We start from the raw sequence: 25,049 nt of genomic DNA on the forward strand, positions 1-25,049 counted from the left end.
TATCTGTGTCTATTAATACCGGTTTTTCTCCTGCCGCGGAAGCTAAAGCATCCGCTACGGTTTTTTTGAGCATATACGGTGATGCTACAGACAGCGTTTTATTAATTAAAGATAAGATCTGTGTTAATCTGTGCCCGAAGGGTCTGTGCTATCTGTGTCTATTAATACCGGTTTTTCTCCTGCCGCGGAAGCTAAAGCATCCGCTACGGTTTTCCGGTTTTTTTTCTCTTGCCGCGGAAGCTAAAGCATCCGCTACGGTTTTTTTGAGCCGCTTTATCCGCGTCTTTTAAAATAATTTTCCGGCACTTTTATAAGTGGCGGAGAGAGTGGGATTCGAACCCACGGAACCATCACTGGTTCACTCGATTTCGAGTCGAGCGCCTTCAACCGTACTCAGCCATCTCTCCTCAAATCTGCAAAGAAAGATTTTAGCAGCTTACTGGATTCTTCTTGGAGAAGGCCACCTTCGATCTGTACTTGATGGTTTAGTCCCGGATACCGAACCAGGTCGATAACAGATCCGGCCGCTCCGGCTTTAGGGTCGCGGCAGGCATACACCAGTCTTTTTAAGCGAGTGTTTAGCATAGCTCCTGCGCACATGGGACATGGCTCTAAATTACAGTACAGAGTGGCATTGTTTAAGTGCCAGTTGCCTAAATACCGGGCTGCCCTTTGCAGGGCCAGGATCTCAGCGTGAGCCGTGGCATCATGGCGAAATTCTTTTTCATTATGCGCCCAAGCAATGACTTCATCTTCATGTACTACGACTGCTCCTACCGGTATTTCCCCCAGTTGATAAGCCTGCTGGGCAAGATAGAGAGCCAATCGCATATATAATTCATCCTTCATTTTATCGGGACTCACCGCCATATGGTGCGCCCGAAGGGAGTCGAACCCCTGACACACGGTTTAGGAAACCGTTGCTCTATCCACTGAGCTACGGGCGCTCGATTTTGCTAAAAGCAGTTTTTAAAATGGCGCGCCTGGAGGGATTCGAACCCCCGGCCTCCAGATTCGTAGTCTGTTACTCTATCCAGCTGAGCTACAGGCGCTTATAAAAAAATCTGCTTGCACCATACATTTCTGCAAAGGCGCCATTGATTTTTAACATAAAAAAAGCCTGGGCAGGATCTTAATGGCGGAGAGAGAGGGATTCGAACCCTCGAAGCAGTTTTAAGCCGCTTACTCGCTTAGCAGGCGAGCGCCTTCAGCCAGCTCGGCCATCTCTCCAGATATTATGGCGGAGGAGGTAGGATTCGAACCCACGGGACCGTGAAGCCCAACGGTTTTCAAGACCGCCTCCTTAAACCACTCGGACACTCCTCCCAAAAAGGGATGCACCAGCATTTGCTGCCCAATGCAAGTGAAAGTATATCACAGCCTTTTGACGTTGTCAACCAGCCTTGAGCAGGAATATACCGGGCGCTAAGCGCACCCCGGCAACATAATAAAACTTTTTTATGCCGCTTGCGGGTAGCTGTATTTTCGCGGCCCGCCCAACGGAATATTATTTGATCAGCTCCAGTCCACCCATATAAGGCCTTAAAACCTTGGGCACAAGCACCGAGCCATCTTCCTGCTGATAGTTTTCCAGTATAGCGGCTACCGTTCTTCCTATGGCTACACCGGAACCGTTGAGGGTATGGGCATACTGAAGCTTCTCTCCCCGGGCACTGCGATAACGGATGTTGGCCCGCCGCGCTTGGAAATCTTCACAATTTGAGCAGGAGGATATTTCTTTATAATCATTATAACTGGGCATCCATACTTCCAGGTCATAGGTTTTAGCCGATGAAAAGCCCATATCCCCTGTACAAAGCAGCATTACCCGATAGGGCAGCTCCAACAGCTGCAGGACCCGCTCCGCATCCCGGGTAAGTTTTTCCAGCTCATCATAGGAACTATCGGCCGCAACGATTTTCACCAGTTCTACTTTATTAAACTGATGCTGGCGGATTAGTCCCCGGGTATCTCGACCGTGCGAGCCTGCTTCGGCTCTGAAGCAGGCTGTATATGCCGTCATATAAAAGGGCAGATCCTGTCCGTCTATTATTTCTTCCCGATACAGGTTGGTCAATGGCACCTCGGCAGTTGGCACCATATACATCTCCCGTCCTTCTATCTTGAACATATCCTCGGCAAATTTGGGCAGCTGACCGGTGCCCAGCATACATTCACCATTGACCATAAAAGGCGGAAATACCTCCCGGTAACCGTGCTCTCCGGTATGGATATCCAAATAGAAATTAATAATCGCTCTTTCTAACCTGGCACCCCAGCCCTTGTAAACCGTAAATCTGGCTCCGGATAATTTGGCGGCCCGCTCAAAATCCAGCACATCAAGATTGGGGCCGATATCCCAGTGGGCCTGGGGTTCAAAGGTAAACTGACGTGGTTCTCCCCAGCGCCGCACCTCCAGGTTGCTGTTTTCATCAGCGCCTACCGGCACAGATTCATGGGGAATATTGGGAATATTGAGCAATATTTTATTAAGCTTGGTTTCAATCTCCTTTATTTTTTCATCCAGGGTCTTGATCTCCTGACCTGTTTGGCGAACCTTTTCCATCAATTCAGCAGCGTCTTGACCCTTTTTCTTTAGTGCGCCAACTTCCTGAGACGCTTTATTACGAAAACCTTTGATTTCTTCGACCTGGGTCAAAAGCTTGCGCCTTTCTTCATCCAGATTTAGAAAATTTTCCAGTGCCCCTGGCATATTTCGGTTTCGCAGGGCTTCTTCTACTTGCTGGTGGTTGGCTCTGATTATCTTGGCATCCAACATCAAACCAGCCTCCTTTCAAGCTGATGGGCTTATCTGCAACCTTTAAAAATGGAGCAGTTTGGGTTCACCGATAAGACCATCTATCCTGGTTAATGCTTTAAGGGTGTCTTCCTCAATTTTATTGTCAACGTTTAAAATCATTATTGCCGTTTCACCTTTAGTTTTACGGGCAACTTTCATGGCCGCAATATTTACTCCGGCTTCACCCAGGGCAGTTGTCAAGGTTCCAATTACTCCCGGGCGATCCTCATTTTGCATCATTAATACGTAGCCTTCCAAATCGGCTTCGGTTTCGTAACCATTTATCTCCACCAGGAGCGGATTTCTGGCGCGGGAAATAGTCCCGCTGAGTTCCATTTCACGATCCTGATTAAATATTTTTATATTTAGAAGATTTTTATAGCGTTTGGGGCTTTGTTCTTCCTTACGCTCATAGATTTTTATTCCTCTCTCATCAGCCATCAGCCGGGCATTGACGTATTTCACCTTTTCCCATAAAACCGGCTCCAGTAATCCCTTTAAAAAGCCAATCGTGAGCATTTCCGTTTCATTGATGGTAATAGGCCCGCTGTAAGTTATTTCAACCCGGCTAATAGGTGTTTTTTCCACCTGATAATAAATATTGCCCATTTTTTCTGCCAGGGTTATATAGGGACGCAGATAATCCAGTTCTTCGCTTAAAACCGAGGGAAGATTTACTACGTTAGGTACGATGCCGCCTTTAAGAGCCAGGATGACCTGTTCGGCAATGTTTTCTCCCACCCTTTTTTGGGCTTCATAAGTATCGGCTCCTAGATGCGGGGTACATACCACTCGCGAATAATTGAAAAGCGGATTGCCGGTCGCCGGTTCCTTTTCAAATACGTCCAGACCTACACTGGATATCTTGCCACTTTCCAGACCTTCAATAATAGCGGATTCTTTTATGATACCACCCCGGGCACAATTGACCAGACCTACACCGTTTTTAGCTACTGCCAGGATATCTTCATTGATCAGGTGCATGGTTTCCTCGTTTCTGGGGGTATGCACTGTAATGATATCGGCTTCCTGGGCCAGCTCTTCCAGGGTGTTTTTCTTCTCGGCGCCGAACCTTTCAAAGCGTTCATCAGCAATATACGGGTCATAAGCAATGACGTTCATATTAAAAGCTTTTAGGCGGGTCGCTACCATAGAGCCGATCCGCCCCAGGCCCACGATACCTACGGTTTTTCCGTACAGCTCCGTGCCCCGAAACGGCTTTCTATCCCAGGTTCCAGCTTTGAGCACATCGTTGGCCCAGGCCGTATTGCGTACCGAAGAGAGCAGCAAACTGATGGTCTGTTCTGCTGCTGAAATAGTGTTGCTGTCTGGCGTGTTGGCTACAATGATTCCATAACGGGTACATGCATCCACATCAATATTGTCTATACCATTGCCGGCCCGACCGACCACCTTAAGACGGGTGGCCTTTTTTACCAATTCTTCGTTGACCTGGGTAACACTTCTTACAATCAGCGCATCATATTGATCAATTATATCCAACAGTTCACTGCGAGAGATGCCGTCTCTATAATCAACATCCAGCTCGCTTCTTAGCAACTGGAGTCCTTCTTCTGCTATTCTCTCGCTTACTATTACTCTCTTTCTTTCCATCATTTTACCCCTTCCTGATACTGCTTATTTTTGATGTCTCTCATATATAACTTGCTGGGCCGCTTGCAAGCCGACACCCAGTTTAAGCGGAAAACCAAACCGCACCAGCGTAATTTCCAGAGCAGCCAAGACGGACAGCAGATCCAGTTCCCGCACATAACCCAGATGTCCTACCCTAAAGATCACATTGTCAAGTTTTTGCTGCCCTCCCGCCAATACAATATTAAATTCTTCCTGCATATAGTTGCGGATCGGGTTGGCACCGATATCTTGCGGAGCCACCACCGAAGTAACAGCTGGGGAAGCGTACCTGTCCTCGGCCAGCAGTTCCAACCCCATAGCTTTGATACTGGCCCTTACGATATCCCGGTAACCTTTGTGACGAGCAATTACTTTATCCACACCTTCTTCCAGCATCATGCGCAGTGCTTCCTGTAATCCGTAATACAAAGAAATAGGTGGGGTAAAGGGAGTTTGCCCTTTTTCCATGTATTTTAATCCTTCGGCTATATCCCAATAATATTTGTTATTTTTATTATGCAGATAAACTTGATAGGCTTTTTGGCTAAAGGCTAAAAAACTTAAACCCGGTGGCAGCATAAATGCTTTTTGGGAGCCACTGACCACCACATCCAACTGCCATTCGTCCATTTTTAAATCGATCGCGGCCATGCCGCTTACCGCATCAACCAATAAAAGAGCGGGATGATCACCCATAATATCGCGGATCGATTTCAGGTCGTTAAAAGCACCGGTGGAGGTTTCATTATGGGTTATCAAAATCGCTTTTATTTCCCTGTTTTTGTCTTCCAGCAGGCGTTTTTTGACCTGTTCTGGATCAACCCCGGTTCCCCAGGCAAAACTCATTTTTTCCACATCAGCCCCAAAGTTACTGGCTATGGAGGCAAAACGATCTCCAAAAATGCCTATGGACAAGGCCAGAACCTTTTCGCCCGGAGAAATAAAATTGACTACGGCGGCTTCCAGTCCGCCGGTTCCTGAGGACGGGTAAATCAGTACATCGGACTCGGTGCGGTAAATTTTTTTAATACCGTCTACGACATCTTCCAAAATGTCTTTAAATTCAATTCCCCGATGATTAATCATGGGTCGGTTCATCGCCCGTGCCACCCGTTCTGGTATAGGAGTAGGGCCGGGCAACAACAAATATGGTTCGCCCATCATCTTCTTAAAAAACCTCCTTAAATATAAAAAACTCCCGTCCCGATCAGGGACGAGAGGTATTTCCCGCGTTGCCACCCTAGTTGGTATAACATACCCGCTTGAAAGGTTATAACGGAACCACCGAGACTTTTTTAGAGTCTGCATCCGGGGTGGATTCAGAACGCGGCTACCCTGGTTCGCACCAACCACCAGTTCTCTTGCATAGCCCGGATTCATACTAATCCCCATCATCGTTTTATTTTATTGAGTTTGGACTAAATTATATAATAGGGTCAGGTAGATTACAAGTTAATTTATATTTTTTGCAGAAAATAGTCATGTATACTTAGGTTCGCGGTTAATTCCGGATGAAACGCCGTTGCCAGCAGTTTTCCTTCTTCAACCATGACGATTTTTTCCTCAAAACAGGCCAAAATATTTGCTTGGCCCCAGACTTTCTGCACATAGGGGGCCCGAATAAATAAGCCTTTCCCCGAACCGATCCCTTCAATATCCAAATCCGCCTCAAAACTATCGGCTTGCCGTCCAAAACCGTTGCGTACCACTGCTGTATTCATCAAGCCCAAGGTCGGCTGCTTAATTCCCACAATCTCATGGGCCAAAAGAATCATACCGGCACAGGTGCCCCAGATCGCCATACCCTGACGATTTCTTTCGATAATCTCCTCGTCCAGCTGAAAAGTCTGCATTAATCTGCTGATGGCGGTACTCTCTCCGCCGGGAATAATTAATGCGTCAACCTGTTCGAGTTCATCCCGGGTACGAACCTGCCGAGCCTTAGCCCCGCATTTTTGCAGGGCTCTTTCATGCTCTCTAAAAGCACCCTGCAAAGCCAGTATACCAACGGTTTTACCAGCCACGCTCCTGCATCCTCTCTTCCGGCTTTATGGTATCGATATTGATTCCTACCATCGCCTCGCCCAGATCACGGGATACTTCTGCTAATACGGCTGGATCTTTGTAATAGGTGGTGGCGGCAACGATAGCTTTAGCCCTTTGAGCCGGGTCACCGGATTTAAATATCCCTGAACCTACAAATATCCCATCGCAACCCAATTGCATCATCATTGCGGCATCGGCCGGGGTAGCAATACCGCCCGCGGCAAAATTTACCACCGGCAAGGCTTTTTGCTTAGCTACTTCCAACACCAGTTCATAAGGCGCCTCTAATTCTTTGGCAGCCGTCATCAATTCCTCGGTCGGCAGATTGCTGACCCAGCGGATTTCATCATTAACCTGGCGGATATGACGTACGGCTTCAATAACATTACCGGTTCCCGGTTCTCCTTTGGTACGGATCATAGCCGCACCCTCGCCGATACGCCGCAGGGCTTCGCCCAGATTGCGGGCTCCACATACAAAAGGAACCTTAAAATCGTGTTTGTTGATATGATATCTGTCATCTGCCGGGGTGAGTACTTCACTCTCGTCAATATAGTCAATCCCCAAGGATTCCAGCACCTGGGCTTCAACGAAATGGCCGATCCGGCATTTAGCCATCACCGGTATGGTAACTGCTTCCATAATGCGTAAGATAATGGACGGGTCAGCCATTCTCGCAATACCGCCTGCCGCCCTGATATCCGCTGGTACCCTTTCCAGTGCCATAACTGCGCAGGCTCCGGCTTCCTCGGCTATTTTGGCTTGCTCCGGGGTGGTAACATCCATTATTACCCCGCCTTTTAACATTTGGGCCAGCCCAGATTTAAGATTAAACGTACCTTTTTCAACCATGGTTCCTACCTCCAGACTTTGGCTTGACTGCCAAAGATAAATAAAAATAGCCTCGTTTGATCATTTGTATATGACTAAAAAATATTTTAACATAATCCGGTTGGTTTTAAACCGTGCCAACAAGTGGAAAACTCCTGAACTTATGTGATCTTTTATACTCACAATATTACACATAAACCTTTTTTTGTGATCTTGGACGCTCATTAGCGGGGTTATTCTGTTTTAAAACGGGCTACTGCGGCGATACTGTCCCCTTCGCCAATTCTCATGACGACAACCCCCCGTGAGTATCTTTTCTGGGTCGATATATCTTCGGTTTCCAGGCGAATAATCTGTCCTTCGCTCGTTAAAATAACCAATTCTTCATCTTCCTTAACGATCTTAAAACCAACCACCGGACCGTTTTTGTTGTTCACATCAATCGTTTTTAAGCCTTTACCGCCGCGGTTTTGCAGGTTGAATTCTTCCAGGCGGGTTCTTTTGCCGTAGCCGTTTACGGTAACCAGTACTGCCTCGGCCTCAGGTCGGTACTTATCAGCACCGATGACAAAATCGTCTCTGCCCAGATTTATTCCTTTAACCCCCGCTGCAGTCCTGCCCATGGGCCGCACCTGTCCTTCCAGGAAACTGATAGATTGTCCGAAAGATGTTACCAGCATTATCCGGTCATCTTTTTCAACCCTTAATACATCCACCAGTTCATCGTCATCGGCCAAATTGATGGCAATAAGACCAGATTTTCTGATGTTGCTGAAACTATCCAAGGCCACTTTTTTGACGGTTCCTTTTCTGGTTACCATCAATAAATGTCGTTTTTCATCAAATACCTTAACTGATATGATGGTGCTTACTTTTTCCTCGGGTCTTAGTTCCATAAAGTTAACCAAGGTCTGGCCTTTAGCCTGCCGGGACGACTCGGGGATATGGTAGGCCTTGGAGCAAAATACCCGTCCCTGGTTGGTGAAAAACAAGATGTTATTTAATACCCCCGTAACCAACACATCCAGGGCAAAATCCTCGGCGCGGGTACTGGTGGAACTAACCCCTTTGCCGCCCCTTTTCTGAGCCTTATAGGTATCCAGGGGCTGGCGTTTGATATAGCCACGATTGCTAAGGGTTATCACCACTTCATGATCCTCGATGAAATCTTCTTCATTAAATTCGGAACTATCATAATTTATTTCTGTGCGCCTTTTATCTCCATATTTGTCTTTTATTTCATCTAGATCTTCTTTGATAATCTGCAGTACCCTTTCCTCATGAGCCAAGATATCTTCATAATCAGCTATCCGGGCTAATAGTTCCCGGTACTCTTCTTCCAGTTTGGTTCTTTCCAAACCTGTTAACTGGGCAAAACGCATATCTAAAATAGCATTGGCCTGTATTTCGGTTAAATCAAACCGTGCGATTAAAGCATTGCGGGCTGTCTCCCTGTCTTTTGATGAGCGGATCAGATTAATTATCTCGTCCAGGTTATCAATGGCTATCTGCAGACCTTCCACAATATGTTTACGAGCCTGGGCCAGTTTTAGATCATGGATGGTGCGGCGGGTAATAACATCCTGACGATGCTCAATATAGTACTGCATTAGCTGTTTTAGACCCAGGGTTTTCGGTTCACCATTGACCAGGGCCACATTGTTGATACCAAAACTATCTTCCAACTGGGTATGTTTAAATAGATTATTTATAAGCACATTTATATTAACATCCCGGCGTACCTCAATTACGATGCGCATGCCCTTGCGGGCTGATTCGTCCCGTAAGGCAACGATGCCGTCTATCTTTTTCTCCCTGACTAAATCGGCAATTTTTTCAATCAGACGCGCCTTGTTGACCTGATAAGGTATTTCGGAAATAATAATCGCAGTCTTGCCGTTTTTGCGCTCTTCAATTTCATAGCGGGCCCTGATTTTTATGCTGCCGCGTCCACTAGTATATGCCTGACGTATCCCTTTGGAATCCATAATGCCAGCGGTAGGAAAGTCGGGTCCGGGCAATACGGTCATAATTTCGTCCAAAGTGACCTCCGGGTCGTCTATATACATTTTCAGTGCCTCGACGACTTCGGATAGATTGTGAGGGGGCATATTGGTTGCCATACCCACGGCAATGCCGGCAGATCCATTAACCAGCAGATTAGGAATCCGTGACGGCAGAACGGCCGGTTCCTGACGGGTATCGTCATAATTAGGACGCCAATCAACGGTTTCCTTATCCAAATCCTTGACCATCTCAGCTGCTATTTTGGCCATACGTGATTCCGTATAACGCATGGCGGCCGCTTCATCTCCATCTACTGATCCAAAATTTCCGTGCCCGTCTATTAAGGGGTAGCGCATGGAAAAGTTCTGGGCTAATTTGACCATGGTTTGATAAATGGCGGCATCACCATGGGGATGATACTTACCCATTACTTCTCCAACTATGGTGGCGGATTTTTTATGGGGTTTGTCATGGGTCATGCCCTGATCATATAAGGCATATAAAATCCGCCGATGTACTGGCTTTAATCCATCCCGTACATCCGGCAGGGCCCGGGAAACGATGACACTCATCGAATATTCCAGAAATGATTTTCGAACCTCTTTTTCTATGTCTATAGGTATTACTCTGTCAAAAAGATTATCTTGTCCCAATTGATTATATCCCCCTTGAATAAGGTTACATACTACCGCGCCAATAATATTCTAAACTTCTTTTCCACCAGAATTAGGATGTCGTCAAAAAGCTTTTATCCTAGATAGGCCAACTACATGTTTCCTGCTAGGGGACATTCCTGCGGAGCCGGTGTGTCCCCTTTCCTTATATATCCAAATTACTGACGTAGCGGGCATTGGCTTGAATGTATTCTTTGCGCGGTTCAACGTTGTCTCCCATCAAATCTGAAAAAGCCTCGTCTGCCTGGATAGCATCATCCACAGTTACCTGTAATATAACCCGGCTGTTCTGATCCATAGTTGTTGACCAAAGCTGCTCGGCATCCATTTCCCCCAAGCCTTTATAGCGCTGAATAGACCATTTTTTATCGGTCTGGCTCATAAACTCATTAAGTTCGGCGTCATTATAAAAATATTTTATTTCGCTGCCTCTTTTAATACCATACAGGGGCGGCTGAGCAATATAGACATAGCCATTTTCTATTAATTCCCGCATATAGCGATAGAAAAAGGTCAACAATAAAATTCTAATATGCGAACCGTCCACATCCGCATCAGTCATAATAAACAATTTATGGTAACGGGCTTTGCTGATATCAAAATCTTCACCTATACCCGTACCGATAGCCGTAATCAGGTTGCGGATATCTTCACTGGCCAGCACCCGATCCAGCCGGGCTTTTTCCACATTCAAAATCTTGCCGCGCAAAGGCAATATAGCCTGGGTATTGCGATCCCGGCCTTGTTTGGCCGAACCTCCGGCCGAATCTCCTTCTACTATAAAAAGTTCGGATATGGACGGGTCGGTACTGCTGCAATCGGCTAGTTTGCCTGGCAGGGAGGTAGATTCCAGGGCGCTTTTACGACGGGTCAGCTCCCGGGCTTTCTTGGCTGCTTCCCGCGCCCTTCGAGCAGATAATGCTTTCTCCACAATTTTTTTGGCATCGATGGGGTTTTCATTTAAATAATCTTCCAGGTTATCATAAACCGCGCTCTCTACTACCCCTCGTATATAGCTGTTACCCAATTTGGTTTTTGTTTGCCCTTCAAATTGAGGATCTTTTACCAAAACCGAAATAATGGCCACTATGCCTTCCCGGATATCTTCCCCGGCTAAATTGGAATCGTTGTCTTTCAAGGCGCCAATCTTTTTGGCATAATCGTTTACTACCCGGGTCAGGGCATTTTTAAAACCTACTTCATGGGTGCCGCCTTCCTGGGTTCTTATATTGTTGGCAAAAGAATAAATATTTTCACTATAACCGTTGTTGTACTGAATAGCTGTTTCCACAACTACATCGCCTTTTTTTATCTCGAAATAAACAGGCTTGCTATTTATGGGTTCCTTTTTCTTGTTAATATACGTCACGAAATCCATTAATCCATTGGAATTAAACTGTCGACTGTATTCTTCTCCGACCCTTTGATCGGTAAATTCAATCAGTAATCCTTTGTTAAGATAAGACAATTCCCGGATTCGCTGTACCAGGATATCTTTTTCGAATATGGTTTCCTCAAATATTTCCGGATCCGGCACGAAATAAATACTGGTTCCGCTTTCATCTGACTCTCCTAAAACCTGCAAGGCGCTGGCCGGTTTTCCTTTTCTATATTCCTGTTTGTAAATATGTCCGTCTCTTTTGACAACAATTTCCATTCGGGATGATAGGGCGTTTACGACTGACAGGCCTACGCCATGCAGACCTCCGGAAATATTGTAGCCGCTACCGCCGAATTTGCCTCCGGAATGCAGCGTAGTCATGATGACTTCAATGGCTGGTATTCCCATTACGGGATGGATATCAACCGGAATGCCTCGCCCATTGTCCCTTACCGTTATGCTGTTGTCGGGATTAATAAAAACCTCAATTTTATTACAGTAACCTCCGACAGATTCATCAATGCTGTTATCCACTATTTCAAAAACCAAATGGTGTAAACCTTTTGGTCCTGTGGAACCTATATACATACTTGGCCTTTTGCGTACCGCCTCTAGGCCTTCCAGAACCTGAATATCGGAGGCATTATAACCGTTATCGTGGTTGCCCAATTTTAAACCTCCTTGTAGTAATTATTGGCTCTTTTATATAACGTATTGGATGATATCGGAGAAATATAGACGCAATCATCGCAAATAACCAGAGCTTTGTTTTTTTCCTGATCGGTAATTTTTAATAATTTTTTCTCCACCGTAGCCATATCAATTATATCTTGCAGATCCGCGGACAAAGGTTCATCAATATTAACTATGGCAATAACGTTTTGTGCCGATATTACTACATCGTTTCCTAAATGAATATACATTATATTTTCTCCTCTCCCTTTATTTGTCCGTTCTTAATATGAAAAACTGCTGCTTTTAAATCATCCTGTGCATCAATATTTACTGCACTTAAAAAAGACTGAAATTGCGCTTGTTCAAGATGTTTAAGTAAAAGTAACCTTTTGTTTTCATCTAATTCTGCCAGTACTTCATCCAGTAAAAAAACCGGATAATAGCCTTTAACTTTTTTAAAAGCATATACCTCGGCCAGTTTTAAACAGATAACCATATTACGCTGTTGTCCCTGGGAAGCAAATACTTTAGCCGGTTTTCCATCCAAATAAAAGTTTATATCATCTAATTGAGGGCCGATTAAACTTTGTTTACGTTTAATTTCTTCACTCAATTTTTTTTCCATCTGCTCGCTTAAAGATTTATAAAGAATATTTTGATTAATTTTATCATCCTCTACCGGAAATGAAATGGCATATTTTGTCCGGAACTCATGGCGGCCGCCGTTTATTTCTAAAAACAACGGTGCTGCCAATTCATCAATTATATTGACCAGATTTATTCTTTTAATAATAACTTTTACAGCATTTTCGATAAATAACTGGTTAATTATAGTAAAACCCTGTTTATTAGTTTGCTCTGTTTTTAAAATTAAATTACGTTTTTTTAAAATTTTAGAATAATTAACCAAATCATAACTATACTCGGCGGAAAGCTGTTGCAGAATAAAATCAATAAAAGATCGTCTTTTATTAGGCGATCCTTTAATCAAAAATAAATCATCTGGATTAAATAATACCACTTTTAAGCTATCTGGATAAGAAAATTGAACTTTTTTTTGGTTTATCAATAAGTTTTTGGTTTGACCGTCAAAAACCAGGGCCGCTATAAAATCTCGGGATTGACATGAATAGGAGGCTTTAATCTGATAGCGGGTGGCTCCATAATTAATCATCTGTAAATCCTTACCGGAGCGAAATGAATTACCGGCCGACAAAACATATATAGCTTCAAGCAGATTAGTTTTTCCCTGAGCGTTTTCGCCGGTTACTATATTCAAGCCGTTTGCAGGTTGAAGATCTACTTTTTTTAAATTTCTGAAATTATTGATTTTTAAATTTTTAATTACCAAACCTGATCGGCCTACTTCTTAATTGTTAGTCCGCATAGGGACGAGTATATATAAATAATTGTCTTTTTCTGGATTTTTTAGTACAGCCGGTGCGAAAGAACCTGAAAAATCTATAATAATATTTTCACACTCCTGATCAAACACCTTTACTGCTTCCAGGAAATAATTAGTGTTAAAAACGATTTTTAATTCCTTTTCTCCCTCTATACTAATATCTTCGATTATTTCAACTATTTCCCCCATTGCTTCCGAGTATGAATTTATTAAAAGTTCATTCTCTTGCATGGCAAGCTGCACTGGTTGTATTTTAAACCGATCATCGGTAGGCATTATTTTAGCTCTTTCCAGGCTGTTGGCCAAAGTATGGGCATTTATGCTGAGATTACTTATGAAATTAGCCGGTATTACCGTTTCGTAATTGGGGTATTGTCCTTCGATTAAGCGCGATAAGAGTAAAAATTCATCTTGATAGAAAATAACGTTGTTATCGGAAATAGCAATATTTATAAGGTTGTCGCTATCGTCTAAAAATCTTAATAATTCATGTACGGTGCGTACTGGAATTACAAATTTAAAAGGAGCGGGCTTACTATCCATTTGGTATGTGTAGTAAGCCAGGCGATGCGTATCAGAGGCTACAATTTTTAAAAGACCATCTTCCAGGATATCGAATAAAACCCCGGTAAAAACTTGACGGAAGTGATTGGCCGCCGCGGCAAAAACGGTTTTACGCAGGGCTTCTTTTAAAATATTTTGTGGAATGCTAAAACGAAAGTCCATCTTTTGAATGGGCAGTTCGGGGTATTCCAGTTCTCTGTATATATTTATATTTCCTGAGGAACGTCCATAATTGATATTAAGCTTGGAGTTACTGGTATTAAGCTCCATAGATATAAGGGTATCGGGCAATAATTTTATAAAATCAGCCAAGTAGTTAGCGTTAACCAAAACCGTGCCTTCTTCGATGACATCAACGTTGGTAGTGCTGGCTCTGATACCTATTTCCATATCAGTAGCAGTCATAGTTAGGCCTTTATCATGACTGAGTTGTAATAGCAGTCCTGACAAATAAGGGATAGTGTTTTTTGTAGATGCAGCCCTGTAAACCATGGTAGTGAGAGCTGAAAGCTCTCTTTTTTCTATATTTAGTTTCATTGGCAGCCTCCGTCCTTTATTATTTATTATTTAAAAAAGATAGTAGTAACCGTAGTAGTAGTGTTCAAAGTGTGGAAAACCCTTGCAAATATATATCCACTCTGTTTTTTCGTTATATAAAAACCCTGTTTATAACTTGTCCACTTAGCTGCCATACGCAGGGTCAACCTGTTTACAAAGTTGATCGATGACCGCCGCTAATTCTGGCTGTTCGTTTATTTCCCGGTCTATTTTATCCAGGGAATGTAAAACCGTGGTATGATCGCGTCCTCCAAATTGATCTCCAATCAAAGGCAGGGAGGCGTCCGTAAGTTTACGGCATATATACATGGCTATCTGCCGGGGAACGACCAATTGTTTATTTCTTTTTTTAGATAACATTTCTGACAATTCCAGGTCATAGTATTTGCAAACCTCTTTTTGAATACATTCAATGGTAATCTTTTTGGGCCCGGGTGGGGGCAGAATATCTTTTAAAGCTTCGGCGGCGGTAGCCATATTTAAGGGTTTATCATTTATTGTTGCGTAGGCAACGAGTCTTACCAAGGCGCCTTCCAATTCCCTAATGTTGGAGTCGATGTAATTAGCTATATAATCCAGAACGTCATAAGGTATATTAAAATCATCGGTTTGAGCTTTTTTACGTAAAATAGCGATCCGGGTCTCCAGATCAGGTATTTGAATGTCGGTTATTAATCCCCATTCGAAACGGGAACGCAGTCGGTCTTCCAGAGTAGGTATATTGCGCGGCGGGCGGTCACTGGATATTACCAACTGCTTGTTGGCCTCATATAGGGTATTAAATGTATGGAAAAATTCTTCCTGGGTTCGTTCCTTGCCGGCCAAAAACTGAATATCATCTATTAACAATACATCGATGTTTCTATATTTATTGCGAAAACCCGGGGTATTATCATCTTTAATGGCACCGATCAATTCATTGGTAAATTGCTCCGAGGAAACATACATGACCGAATATTTAGGATTATTAGCCAGGATGCGATGGCCGATAGCCTGCATAAGATGGGTTTTGCCAAGACCTACTCCGCCGTAAATAAACAAGGGATTATAGGCGCGCGAAGGCGCTTCCCCCACGGCATAACAGGCAGCATGGGCAAAACGATTACTGTTACCTACTACGAAGGTATCAAATGTATATTTAGGATTTAAAGGTGAAATATAAGCATCTTTTCCGATAGGCTCAGTAGTAAGTATTAAATTTATATCTTGCTGGGTCAGGTCGCGGAATGTTTTTTGCATATTCTCCAGATAACGAGATTCAATCCATTCCTTGGTGAGTGTATTAGGGACGCTTATATAGATTTTTTCATTGCGGCAGGTGTTATATTTCACCTGGGGAAACCAAATATCAAAACTTGTAGAACCAATTTCAGCCTTAACACTCTGCAATACTTTATCCCATACCGCTATATAATCATAATCATAGGACATATAGAAAGCCTCCTGTTGATTTGTGGACAAAAACCTAAGTGGATAAGTGCATATCTTGTGGATATCTGGACAAGAATCAATATTATATAAAAGAAGGCACTATTTCAAGCCTGTTAAAGATAGTATAATTTCAGATATAGTATAATAATATCAGATCTTATATTCATTTAGAAGTATTTAGAAAGGCTAAGAATCTTGACATGTCCATTGTTTTGTAAATATAATTAAAAAGTACTGGAAAAATTAAGGGAGGCATTTAAATATGAAAAGAACATTTCAGCCAAAAAACAGGCAACGCAAGAAAGTACATGGATTCAGAAAGAGAATGTCAACGGCTGGAGGCAGAAAAGTACTGGCAATGAGAAGAAAAAAAGGAAGAAAATCACTGTCTGCTTAGGTCGTTAAAAGCGGCCTTTTATTTTACCTTAAGCGATTAGTAATAATTAAAAGACAAGTAATAAAGGGCCCGGCTGATATTATGGCTGATCAGGATTTTAAGTGGCTGTTTAAAGAAGTATAAAAAAGGCTATATTTATGTAAAATTTACCTATATTTAGAAGGAATATGGATGCTGGATAAAAAACATCGTATAAATAAAAAAGCAGAATACAATTATATATATAAGAATGGAAAAAAAATACAAGGAAGATATATAATTGTTTTCATAGCGTCCAATACTTTAGAATATAGCCGCTTTGGTATAGTAAGTTCAAAAAAAACAGGCAATGCCGTAGTCAGAAACCGGGCTAAAAGACAATTAAGAGCAATTATTCATAATAACCTGAATAAAATTAATGGCGGCTATGATACGGTTATTATCACTCGTTACAATATTACACAGGCTGACTTTAAATTGATGGAGAAGGATCTGTTAAGTATCTTTAAGAAGGCACGATTAATTTGAAAAATATTTTTATATTTTTAATAAAAGCCTATCAAAAAATTACTATATTTAAGCGACCTTCTTGTCGTTTTTACCCGTCCTGTTCCAACTATGCCATGGAAGCAATTGCCAGATACGGCACAATTAAAGGAGGATGGTTAACTGTTAAAAGAATTACCAAATGTCATCCTTTTCATCCGGGTGGGTATGATCCGGTACCTTAATGTGGGGGATTAATTTTCAAGAAAACCCATTAATTCAATGCAATTGTTAAGTCTAAGGAGGTGACACCTGCTATCAAAAGGTAGAAGTATTTAGGTAGCAGGGTTAAAATTTGTGGCAGACTTTTGTGCAATGGTTTGCTAGTGTCATTAATATCATGTATGGATTAACTGCACATATAGGGTTGCCCAATTATGGATTAGCGATTATTTTTATGACAATCGCCATCAAATTGGTTATGTTTCCCTTAACCCAAAAACAGATGCATTCCATGCGTGCCATGCAGGAAATACAGCCAAAAACTAAATATTTACAAGAAAAATATAAAGATGATCCACAGATGATGCAGAAAAAGCTGATGGAATTATACCAGGAGCATGGAGTAAACCCTTTGAGCGGTTGCCTGCCCCTGCTTATTCAAATGCCTATTTTTATTGCTTTTTACCAGTCCCTTTATAATTTTAAATTTGTCAATGAGGCACATGCGGGTTTTTTATGGATCCCTAACATCGGCAACCCCGATCCATATTTTATTTTGGCTATTCTAGCTGCGGTCACCACCTACGTACAACAAAGAATTTCTATGGTTGACAGTAATGACCCCACTCAGAAAACCATGTTGTATTTTATGCCTCTTTTTATGGCCTACATTGCCTATAAAATGCCGGCCGGACTGCCACTTTACTGGGTTGTATTTAATATACTCGGTATAGCGCAACAGTTATATGTAAATCAACAAAAACAAATAGTGACGGTTGGAACGGGAAACAAGGTAGAGCTGCAGGGGAATAATAACCCTTCTTTAAACCGAGAAGCAAGCAGCAAGTCAAAAGCCGCAGGGAGGGACAAAGGAGGAAAAGAGAAAAATGCCAAACCAAACAATAGAAAAAAGGGGAAAAAACGTTGATGAGGCTGTAAAGGCAGCTCTGGATGAATTGGGCTGCGATTTAGACGACGTTGAAGTGGAAATAATTGATGAAGGCAATAAAGGACTGTTAGGTTTAATAGGCAGCAAGCCGGCAGTGGTAAAGGTTACTTTAAAAACAGTTATGAGTCCCGAAGAATATGCCCGCCAGGTTGTAGAAGATATCCTGGATAGAATGAAAATCGACTATCAGATCAATAACGTTGAAGCTGAAAAAGGGACGGTTCGAATTAATATTGTTGGCAATGATATGGGTTTATTAATCGGACGTAAGGGAGAGACCCTTAATTCACTACAATTTATTGCTGGTTTAATAATTAACCGCCAGCTGGAGCAAAAAATCAGGTTAGTACTGGATGTGGAAGATTATCGCAAGAAAAGAGAAGAATCCCTGGAGTCTCTGGCTATCAGGCTGTCGGACAAAGTAAAGAAGACCCAGAAAAATGTGGTCATGCGTCCCATGAGTTCACAAGAAAGAAGGATAGTACATACTGTACTCCAGGAAGATCCCCAGATCGTAACCTATTCTATGGGAGATGAACCCAACCGCAAGGTGGTCATATCATTAAAAAAATAATTTAAAGGCCCCGGCGGGGCCTTTTTTTAACGGCAAAATAATAGACGCAGCTAACGCGGATTCCTGCGGATGCACGCGCTTTTAACAGATACAGATTACAGACTTAAGACAGATTTAATTAATAATTCGCTGTCTTTAACATCTTGTTATATAATCAAAAAATCGCAGCGGATGCTTCAGCTTCCGCTGCCGATAGCTAAGAGCGGATGACACATGGCAAATAAACGTTAAAATACAGGAGAAACTAAGTAAATTACCGTCAAATAATTAAAGTATGGAGTTTGATTAATGAGTGATAGAATTGTTGCTATATCGACACCGCCGGGTGAAGGGGCGGTAGGGATAGTGCGCTTAAGCGGGTCGGGGGTGGTCGAAACGGTCAGTGGTTTTTTCCATCCCTATAATAAAGATCTGCCCTTGACCCTGAGAAATAACTTTTCCCTTAACCTGGGATGGCTGCTTGATCTAGAGGGGGAGAAGATTGATGAAGTATTGGTAAGTGTGATGCGGGCTCCGCATAGCTATACCGGGGAAGATGTAGTAGAGATAAACTGCCATGGAGGCAGCCTGGCAATCAGACGTTGCTTAAAACGCTGTTTGGATACAGGGGTAAGATTAGCTGAACCGGGGGAGTTTACCAAGCGGGCTTTTTTAAATGACCGTCTGGAATTAAGTCAAGCAGAAGCGGTTATTGATATTATCAGGGCTAAAACCGATCGCGGACTGAAGCTGGCGGTACAGCAATTGGGCGGCCGGCAGGGGCAGTTAATTGCGGACCTAGAAGAACAATTGCTGCACCTTAATGCCATGCTGGAAGCAAGTTTGGATTTTCCTGATGAAGTAGGCGATTTGGACGATGCTGAGGCCCGCAGAATACTCGAGTCATGTATAAATAAAATTAAACAGCTGCTTAAGGCCGGGCAACGGGCGGAAGTATACCGGGACGGAATTAATATGGTCATTTGCGGCAAACCCAATGTAGGCAAATCTAGTCTCCTTAATGCCCTGGCCCAAAAGGAGCGAGCTATCGTAACGGATATTCCGGGGACGACCCGGGATGTAATCGAAGAATATATAAACATCCGGGGGATACCGGTAAAAATTGTGGATACGGCGGGGATAAGGGAGACTGAAGATCTGGTGGAATTAATCGGGGTTCAAAAATCCAAAGAGGTTATCGAAAACGCTGATCTGGTGCTTTTTATGGTGGATTTTTCAGCCGGTATAAGCGATGAAGACATGGATATCTTTGCGGGCATCCCGGCTGAGAAGATGATTGTCTTAGTGAACAAGGAAGATATAGAAGATAAAAAAATCAGTCCAGCCGAGCTTAGGGAAAAATTTCAGAATATGACCGTGATTAAAAGCTCAGTAAAAATGGAGACCGGTCTGGATGAACTTGAACAGGCTGTTTATGACCTGGTGTTAGGCACAGAAACGATGCATGATGGCCTAGAGATAATGATAAACCTGCGCCAAAAACTGGCCTTGCAAAACTCCCTGGCGCATATGCAGGCAGCTTTAGAGGCACTGGGCACGATGCCTCTGGATTGTCTGGGGGTGGATATATGGGGAGCCCTAGAGAGACTAGGCGAGTTAAGCGGCAAGTCCCTTAAGGAAGATATCATAGATCGCATTTTCCATGATTTTTGCATCGGTAAATAACTTCAAGGGGAGGTTAAAATGATTTACGAAGCAGGCAGTTATGATGTGGTGGTAATAGGTGCCGGACACGCCGGATGTGAAGCTGCACTGGCATCTGCCCGGATGGGATGTCAGACCCTCTTGGCCACTTTAAGCATGGAAGGAATCGGATTGATGCCTTGCAATCCTTCAATTGGAGGGCCGGCCAAGGCTCAATTGGTTCGGGAAATAGATGCCTTGGGCGGAGAGATGGGAATAAACATTGATAAAGCCAACCTGCAGATGCGGATGATTAATACTGGCAAAGGCCCGGCGGTTCAGTCATTGCGGGCTCAGGCAGATAAACATGAATATCATCGGGAATTAATGAAAACGATTCTCCAACAGGAAGGCCTGCATATTTTGATGGCCGAAATAGAAGACATTCAGTGCCAGGATGAGCAAGTATGTGCAGTTATTACCCGTACCGGAGCTCGTTTTGCATGTCAGGCGGTGGTGGTCACCTCCGGAACCTATTTAAAAGGGCGTATTATAGTAGGGGATCTTGCCTATGAAGGCGGTCCCGCCAATCAATTTCCTTCGGTCAAACTGGCTGACAGCTTAAGGAGTATGGGAATTACCCTGGGAAGGTTTAAAACCGGGACGCCGCCGCGTATCGATAGAAAGAGTGTGGATTTCAGCAAGATGAGCGAGCAGCCGGGGGATCCCGATGTACCCAATTTTTCATTTATTACCCCTAAAGCAAACCGGGAGCAGCTATCCTGCTACCTTACTTATTCCAATAAAAAAACCCATCAAATTGTCATGGATAATTTAAATAGATCACCGCTTTATACGGGAGTAATTAAAGGCAAAGGACCGCGCTATTGTCCCTCTTTCGAAGACAAAGTAGTGCGCTTTGCTCACAAGGAATCCCACCAGTTATTTGTAGAGCCGGAAGGCCGGGATACGGATGAAATGTATGTACAGGGATTAAACACCAGTTTGCCTGAGGATGTGCAAATGGCAGTATTACGAAGCATTCCCGGGCTGGAAAATGTACGTATTATAAGAACCGGCTATGCCATTGAATATGATTATGTGCTGCCGTCCCAGCTTAAACTCAGCCTGGAGAGCAAAAAAATTGCCGGACTTTTTACGGCTGGACAGATCAATGGAACGTCAGGATATGAAGAAGCTGCCGCTCAAGGATTAATCGCCGGTATCAATGCGGCCCTTAAGGTTAAAAATCAACCTCCCTTTATTCTAAAGCGCAGCGAAGCTTACATTGGCGTATTAATTGATGATCTTATTAGTAAAGAGTCAGATGAACCTTATCGACTGTTAACCTCCCGAGCTGAATATCGTTTACTTTTAAGGCAGGATAATGCCGATCTGCGCTTGACTGAAATGGGAAGAAGCCTGGGGTTGGTAGATGATTATCGCTGGCAGATTTATCAGAACAAAAAGCGGCAACTCGATTCGTTAATTGAGCTCCTGCAAAAAACCACCTACACCCCGGCAGATAAAACGATAGCTGGTTATCTGCAGAAAAAGAACAGCGCACCGATTAAAGACCGGGTCTCCTTGTGGGAATTGCTGCGCCGACCGGAAGTGAATCTTAGCGATTATGTGGAAATGGGACTTATTCCCCCGCAAAACCCTGACATTATGGAGCAATTGGAAATTCAATCCAAATATGAGGGTTATATCAATAAACAAAGGGAACAGGTAATCCGTTTTGAAAAAATGGAAAATAAACTGATACCTGCAGATATTGATTATGACACGGTAAGCGGCCTGTCGTCAGAAGCCTTGCAGAGACTGAAACAATTTCGGCCCGAATCAATCGGACAGGCATCGCGGATTTCGGGGATAACTCCGGCGGACATAAATGTCTTGTTGATTTTCCTAAAAAGAAAAGAAGGAATTAGATAATTTATATGGAAATAAATGTAAATAGATATTTGGAGCTTTTAATAAAGGAAAATGAAAAACAGAACCTGGTAAGCCGTAAGGCAGGGCGTGAAGAACTCATTGGCCATGTGGAGGACAGCCTTAAACTTTTGGATTTCTATAAAATAAAAGATAAAAAGGTTATCGATATCGGCAGCGGGGCTGGTTTTCCTGCCCTGTTGCTGGCCATATATTGTCCGGATGCTATGTTTACACTGGTAGAGTCTGATCTGAAAAAAAGCAATTTTTTGATCCAGGCGGTTGGCGAATTAGGACTGAAAAACGTCCGGGTGCTAAGAGAACGAGCGGAAATATTAGGACAAAATCCTCTCTACAGAGCCCATTACGATATTTGTACGAGCCGGGCGGTGGCAGCCTTAAATGTCTTGTTGGAGTATGGACTTCCCTTGCTTGAATTGGAGGGCAGGCTGTTTTTATGGAAAGGCAAAAATTATGCCGCCGAAATAGCCCAGGCCGAACAAGCCCTTACGGTGTTTAAGGCCAGGGTGGAAGATGTTTGCCTTTATAGTCTGCTGGAAGAGAAAGACCGGGCGATTGTGGTGGTAAAAAAAGAAGCCCCAACCCCGCAAAAATATCCCCGCCGGGTGGGGATACCGGCTAAAAGGCCGATCTGAGAGTTAAAGATCTTAAGAGTTGAAATAGACGCGGATAACGCGGATCTCCGCGGATTTACGCGGTTTTAATAGACACAGATAACACAGATAAGACAGATTTACACAGCAACCTTAATTATGAACGAAGTTCATATCAGTAGTCCTCGCAGGGGGCAACCTTAATTATGAACGAAGTTCATATCAGTAGTGCCCGCAGGGGGATTATTTTTAATTAATAAAACGCTATTAGCAGCATAATCGTAAATGCTCAATAGAATCGGCAATTTGTAGGGGCGACCTTTGGCCGCTCCTCTGTAGCGGAAGCTTTAGCTTCCGGTGGGAAGCAAAGCTTCCCCGTCCGTATCGCGAGCCATTTAGTAAGAAAATAGATTTCTAATAGACGCGGATAACGCGGATCTCCGCGGATTTACGCGGTTTTAATAGACACAGATAACACAGATTTACACAGCAACCTTAATTATGAACGAAGTTCATATCAGTAGTCCTCGCAGGGGGCAACCTTAATTATGAACGAAGTTCATATCAGTAGTACCCGCAGGGGGCAACCTTAAAAGTGACCGTTAGGGAGCATCAGTAGTGCCCGCAGGGGGATTATTTTTAATTAATAAAACGCTATTAGCAGCATAATCGTAAATGCTCAATAGAATCGGCAATTTGTAGGGGCGACCTTTGGCCGCTCCTCTGTAGCGGAAGCTTTAGCTTCCGGTGGGAAGCAAAGCTTCCCCGTCCGTATCGCGAGCCATTTAGTAAGAAAATAGATTTCTAATAGACGCGGATAACGCGGATCTCCGCGGATTTACGCGGTTTTAATAGACACAGATAACACAGATAAGACAGATTTACACAGCAACCTTAATTATGAACGAAGTTCATATCAGTAGTCCTCGCAGGGGGCAACCTTAAAAGCGACCGTTAGGGAGCACCGGTAGTCTTTGCGGGGGGATTTTATCTTTAATTATAAAAGCTATCAGTAGCAGCATCGCATATGCTTAAAAAACCCGGTAATTTGAGCAGGAGCTTTAACTCAAATTACGATGCTCTACGTAGCGGATGCTTTAGCTTCCGCGAGGAAGTTTCCTAATTCGTAACTCCCGCAGCTATTTTTAAGAGGCGGCTATGGGGAAGGATTGTGTTGCAACTGATGTAACCGGCTTCGGTGAACATTTTAAGGAGGGGCAGGATTATGGCGGTTAAGCAGCAACTGGAGAGAATTTTTAATCTGGGGCCGGGGATGAGGGTGTTGGATATTGCCTTGGAGGAGATTAGTCCTAATCCTTACCAGCCCAGACTGGAATTTGATGAATTGGAATTAAGGGAGCTTGCTCAATCCATACATACTTATGGGATTATTCAGCCCGTTATAGTCAGGAAAACCAAATCAGGCTATCAGTTGATTGCCGGGGAAAGACGCTACCGGGCCTGTAAAATGATAGGACGTCGCTGTATTCCGGCAATCGTGCAGGAGATGGACGATGAAACGGCTCTTGCCATGTCCATAATTGAAAATTTGCAGCGCAAAGAACTTAATTATTTTGAAGAAGCCATAGCCTATGTGACCCTGCTTAATCAATTCGGCATGACTCAGGAGGAATTAGCTTTTAGAATCGGCAAGAGTCAATCATTTATCGCCAACAAAACAAGACTTCTAAAAATACCGGAAGAAGTTCGGGAATTAATCGTTCCCGGAGCCATAACCGAGCGCCACGCCCGGGCTTTACTAAAATTAAACAGCACCGACATGCAAAAGGCTATTGTCATGCAGATATATGAACATGAGCTCAGTGTCAAGCAAACCGAGGCCCTGGTAGAAAAAGTCAAGGAAAACAACATCCCGGCGGAGATGCCTAAACAGCATGATGCTTCGAGTGTTTCCATGGTAATACGGGATGCCCGGATTTTTCTAAATACAATTAAGGAAACGGTGCAGCGAGCCCGAAAAACCGAGATAGATATGTTTCTATCTGAAAACGAAACCGAGCATGAATACGAACTGACTATCAGGATTAACAAAGCTAAACCTAATAATAAGATCCTGGCGCAAAGATAGGCTGGTTTTGTAGAACCTTTACGATTTGGCACAACAGCTGCGGATCAAATCCTTTTCTAATCTCAACTGTTGCTTGCCCAACATGAACGGCTATGGAGCCGGGAGCAAGATCTGCTGGCACTTAATTCCTCAACCGCCAGCTGTGCACTTTTGATAGCCCACCCAGTAACCCCC

The 25,049-nt window shown here is 43.5% G+C and carries 22 protein-coding genes, 5 tRNA genes and 1 other annotated feature; of the genes, 10 read left to right on the forward strand and 17 right to left on the reverse strand.

The genetic code is table 11. The annotated features are described in order from the left end of the window. Positions 1-290, forward strand: a 290-nt coding sequence (locus AAV90_RS15245) for a hypothetical protein (RefSeq protein WP_207642044.1), incomplete at its 5' end; no start/stop codon positions are given. A gap of 25 nt (positions 291-315) precedes the next feature. On the opposite strand, the gene AAV90_RS04075 is transcribed toward AAV90_RS15245, so the two are convergent. The 17 genes from AAV90_RS04075 to dnaA all read right to left on the reverse strand — a co-directional run bounded on the left by AAV90_RS04075 (position 316) and on the right by dnaA (position 16,007). Continuing rightward, positions 316-407 (reverse strand) — tRNA-Ser (locus AAV90_RS04075). Next, positions 394-849: a tRNA adenosine(34) deaminase TadA gene (gene tadA, locus AAV90_RS14410; protein WP_207642045.1), complete on the reverse strand. Its 456-nt coding sequence runs from the start codon at positions 847-849 to the stop codon at positions 394-396. The genes AAV90_RS04075 and tadA overlap by 14 nt, the downstream gene beginning before the upstream one ends. A 22-nt stretch (positions 850-871) precedes the next feature. After that, positions 872-947: transfer RNA gene (locus AAV90_RS04080), tRNA-Arg, on the reverse strand. A gap of 28 nt (positions 948-975) precedes the next feature. Further along, a tRNA-Arg gene (locus tag AAV90_RS04085) sits at positions 976-1,052 on the reverse strand. 84 nt (positions 1,053-1,136) lie between these two features. Further along, a tRNA-Ser gene (locus AAV90_RS04090) sits at positions 1,137-1,230 on the reverse strand. Positions 1,231-1,238: 8 nt separating this feature from the next. Further along, positions 1,239-1,326 (reverse strand) — tRNA-Ser (locus tag AAV90_RS04095). A 181-nt stretch (positions 1,327-1,507) separates the two neighbouring features. Then, the gene (serS, locus tag AAV90_RS04100; RefSeq protein WP_046496165.1) at positions 1,508-2,779 is read right to left on the reverse strand and encodes a serine--tRNA ligase; all 1,272 of its coding nucleotides are present in this window, start codon (positions 2,777-2,779) and stop codon (positions 1,508-1,510) included. 42 nt (positions 2,780-2,821) lie between these two features. After that, the gene (gene serA, locus AAV90_RS04105) at positions 2,822-4,417 is read right to left on the reverse strand and encodes a phosphoglycerate dehydrogenase (RefSeq protein WP_341363009.1); all 1,596 of its coding nucleotides are present in this window, start codon (positions 4,415-4,417) and stop codon (positions 2,822-2,824) included. 21 nt (positions 4,418-4,438) lie between these two features. Continuing rightward, positions 4,439-5,599, reverse strand: a complete 1,161-nt coding sequence (locus tag AAV90_RS04110) for a pyridoxal-phosphate-dependent aminotransferase family protein (protein WP_046496167.1) — start codon at positions 5,597-5,599, stop codon at positions 4,439-4,441. Positions 5,600-5,641: 42 nt separating this feature from the next. Further along, positions 5,642-5,838: a binding site (T-box leader), on the reverse strand. 54 nt (positions 5,839-5,892) lie between these two features. Beyond that, positions 5,893-6,459: a pyridoxal 5'-phosphate synthase glutaminase subunit PdxT gene (gene pdxT, locus AAV90_RS04115; protein ID WP_046496168.1), complete on the reverse strand. Its 567-nt coding sequence runs from the start codon at positions 6,457-6,459 to the stop codon at positions 5,893-5,895. Beyond that, positions 6,449-7,333, reverse strand: coding sequence for a pyridoxal 5'-phosphate synthase lyase subunit PdxS (pdxS, locus tag AAV90_RS04120; protein WP_046496170.1), 885 nt, complete (start codon positions 7,331-7,333; stop codon positions 6,449-6,451). Before pdxS ends, pdxT begins: the two co-directional genes overlap by 11 nt. Positions 7,334-7,545: 212 nt before the next feature. After that, a complete protein-coding gene (gene gyrA, locus AAV90_RS04125; RefSeq protein WP_046496171.1) occupies positions 7,546-9,972 on the reverse strand; it encodes a DNA gyrase subunit A in 2,427 nt (808 codons plus the stop codon). A gap of 166 nt (positions 9,973-10,138) precedes the next feature. Next, a complete protein-coding gene (gene gyrB, locus AAV90_RS04130; RefSeq protein WP_046496173.1) occupies positions 10,139-12,043 on the reverse strand; it encodes a DNA topoisomerase (ATP-hydrolyzing) subunit B in 1,905 nt (634 codons plus the stop codon). Positions 12,044-12,045: 2 nt separating this feature from the next. Beyond that, a complete protein-coding gene (remB, locus tag AAV90_RS04135) occupies positions 12,046-12,297 on the reverse strand; it encodes an extracellular matrix regulator RemB (RefSeq protein WP_046496176.1) in 252 nt (83 codons plus the stop codon). Further along, positions 12,297-13,400 carry a DNA replication/repair protein RecF gene (recF, locus tag AAV90_RS04140; protein WP_046496178.1) on the reverse strand — a complete coding sequence of 368 codons (1,104 nt, stop codon included), beginning with the start codon at positions 13,398-13,400 and terminating at the stop codon, positions 12,297-12,299. The genes remB and recF overlap by 1 nt, the downstream gene beginning before the upstream one ends. An 18-nt stretch (positions 13,401-13,418) precedes the next feature. Next, a complete protein-coding gene (gene dnaN / locus AAV90_RS04145) occupies positions 13,419-14,555 on the reverse strand; it encodes a DNA polymerase III subunit beta (protein WP_046496180.1) in 1,137 nt (378 codons plus the stop codon). A gap of 144 nt (positions 14,556-14,699) precedes the next feature. After that, the gene (gene dnaA, locus AAV90_RS04150) at positions 14,700-16,007 is read right to left on the reverse strand and encodes a chromosomal replication initiator protein DnaA (protein WP_046496181.1); all 1,308 of its coding nucleotides are present in this window, start codon (positions 16,005-16,007) and stop codon (positions 14,700-14,702) included. Between the two features lie 262 nt (positions 16,008-16,269). Here dnaA and rpmH point away from each other — a divergent pair, with 262 nt between their 5' ends. The 9 genes from rpmH (at position 16,270) to noc (ending at position 24,875) form a co-directional block, all read left to right on the forward strand. Further along, a complete protein-coding gene (rpmH, locus tag AAV90_RS04155) occupies positions 16,270-16,404 on the forward strand; it encodes a 50S ribosomal protein L34 (protein WP_046496183.1) in 135 nt (44 codons plus the stop codon). 171 nt (positions 16,405-16,575) lie between these two features. Beyond that, on the forward strand, positions 16,576-16,911 hold the full coding sequence (rnpA, locus tag AAV90_RS04160) for a ribonuclease P protein component (protein ID WP_046496184.1): 336 nt from the start codon (positions 16,576-16,578) through the stop codon (positions 16,909-16,911). Continuing rightward, the gene (gene yidD, locus AAV90_RS04165; RefSeq protein ID WP_046496187.1) at positions 16,908-17,114 is read left to right on the forward strand and encodes a membrane protein insertion efficiency factor YidD; all 207 of its coding nucleotides are present in this window, start codon (positions 16,908-16,910) and stop codon (positions 17,112-17,114) included. Before rnpA ends, yidD begins: the two co-directional genes overlap by 4 nt. A 110-nt stretch (positions 17,115-17,224) precedes the next feature. After that, on the forward strand, positions 17,225-18,019 hold the full coding sequence (locus AAV90_RS04170) for a YidC/Oxa1 family membrane protein insertase (protein ID WP_046496189.1): 795 nt from the start codon (positions 17,225-17,227) through the stop codon (positions 18,017-18,019). Further along, positions 17,979-18,614, forward strand: a complete 636-nt coding sequence (gene jag, locus AAV90_RS04175; protein WP_046496191.1) for an RNA-binding cell elongation regulator Jag/EloR — start codon at positions 17,979-17,981, stop codon at positions 18,612-18,614. Before AAV90_RS04170 ends, jag begins: the two co-directional genes overlap by 41 nt. A 288-nt stretch (positions 18,615-18,902) precedes the next feature. Next, entirely contained in the window at positions 18,903-20,279 is a 1,377-nt protein-coding gene (gene mnmE / locus AAV90_RS04180) for a tRNA uridine-5-carboxymethylaminomethyl(34) synthesis GTPase MnmE (RefSeq protein ID WP_046496193.1), read from the forward strand. 18 nt (positions 20,280-20,297) lie between these two features. After that, positions 20,298-22,175, forward strand: coding sequence for a tRNA uridine-5-carboxymethylaminomethyl(34) synthesis enzyme MnmG (mnmG, locus tag AAV90_RS04185; RefSeq protein ID WP_046496194.1), 1,878 nt, complete (start codon positions 20,298-20,300; stop codon positions 22,173-22,175). A gap of 5 nt (positions 22,176-22,180) precedes the next feature. Further along, positions 22,181-22,828 (forward strand): 16S rRNA (guanine(527)-N(7))-methyltransferase RsmG, encoded by a 648-nt coding sequence (gene rsmG / locus AAV90_RS04190; protein ID WP_052729594.1) that lies wholly within the window; start codon positions 22,181-22,183, stop codon positions 22,826-22,828. A gap of 1,183 nt (positions 22,829-24,011) precedes the next feature. Further along, positions 24,012-24,875, forward strand: a complete 864-nt coding sequence (gene noc / locus AAV90_RS04195) for a nucleoid occlusion protein (RefSeq protein ID WP_046496198.1) — start codon at positions 24,012-24,014, stop codon at positions 24,873-24,875. The last annotated feature ends 174 nt before the right edge of the window (positions 24,876-25,049 follow it).

The organism is Syntrophomonas zehnderi OL-4, from assembly GCF_000983115.1.
In the GTDB taxonomy this organism is placed as follows: domain Bacteria; phylum Bacillota; class Syntrophomonadia; order Syntrophomonadales; family Syntrophomonadaceae; genus Syntrophomonas_B; species Syntrophomonas_B zehnderi.

Bases quoted from the DNA above. Each gene is read 5' to 3' on its own strand.
- tadA (WP_207642045.1), bottom strand. From the start codon at position 849: ATGAAGGATGAATTATATATGCGATTGGCTCTCTATCTTGCCCAGCAG.
- serS (WP_046496165.1), bottom strand. From the start codon at position 2,779: ATGTTGGATGCCAAGATAATCAGAGCCAACCACCAGCAAGTAGAAGAA.
- serA (WP_341363009.1), bottom strand. From the start codon at position 4,417: ATGATGGAAAGAAAGAGAGTAATAGTAAGCGAGAGAATAGCAGAAGAA.
- AAV90_RS04110 (WP_046496167.1), bottom strand. From the start codon at position 5,599: ATGATGGGCGAACCATATTTGTTGTTGCCCGGCCCTACTCCTATACCA.
- pdxS (WP_046496170.1), bottom strand. From the start codon at position 7,333: ATGGTTGAAAAAGGTACGTTTAATCTTAAATCTGGGCTGGCCCAAATG.
- remB (WP_046496176.1), bottom strand. From the start codon at position 12,297: ATGTATATTCATTTAGGAAACGATGTAGTAATATCGGCACAAAACGTT.
- dnaN (WP_046496180.1), bottom strand. From the start codon at position 14,555: ATGAAACTAAATATAGAAAAAAGAGAGCTTTCAGCTCTCACTACCATG.
- dnaA (WP_046496181.1), bottom strand. From the start codon at position 16,007: ATGTCCTATGATTATGATTATATAGCGGTATGGGATAAAGTATTGCAG.
- rpmH (WP_046496183.1), top strand. From the start codon at position 16,270: ATGAAAAGAACATTTCAGCCAAAAAACAGGCAACGCAAGAAAGTACAT.
- rnpA (WP_046496184.1), top strand. From the start codon at position 16,576: ATGCTGGATAAAAAACATCGTATAAATAAAAAAGCAGAATACAATTAT.
- jag (WP_046496191.1), top strand. From the start codon at position 17,979: ATGCCAAACCAAACAATAGAAAAAAGGGGAAAAAACGTTGATGAGGCT.
- mnmE (WP_046496193.1), top strand. From the start codon at position 18,903: ATGAGTGATAGAATTGTTGCTATATCGACACCGCCGGGTGAAGGGGCG.
- mnmG (WP_046496194.1), top strand. From the start codon at position 20,298: ATGATTTACGAAGCAGGCAGTTATGATGTGGTGGTAATAGGTGCCGGA.
- rsmG (WP_052729594.1), top strand. From the start codon at position 22,181: ATGGAAATAAATGTAAATAGATATTTGGAGCTTTTAATAAAGGAAAAT.
- noc (WP_046496198.1), top strand. From the start codon at position 24,012: ATGGCGGTTAAGCAGCAACTGGAGAGAATTTTTAATCTGGGGCCGGGG.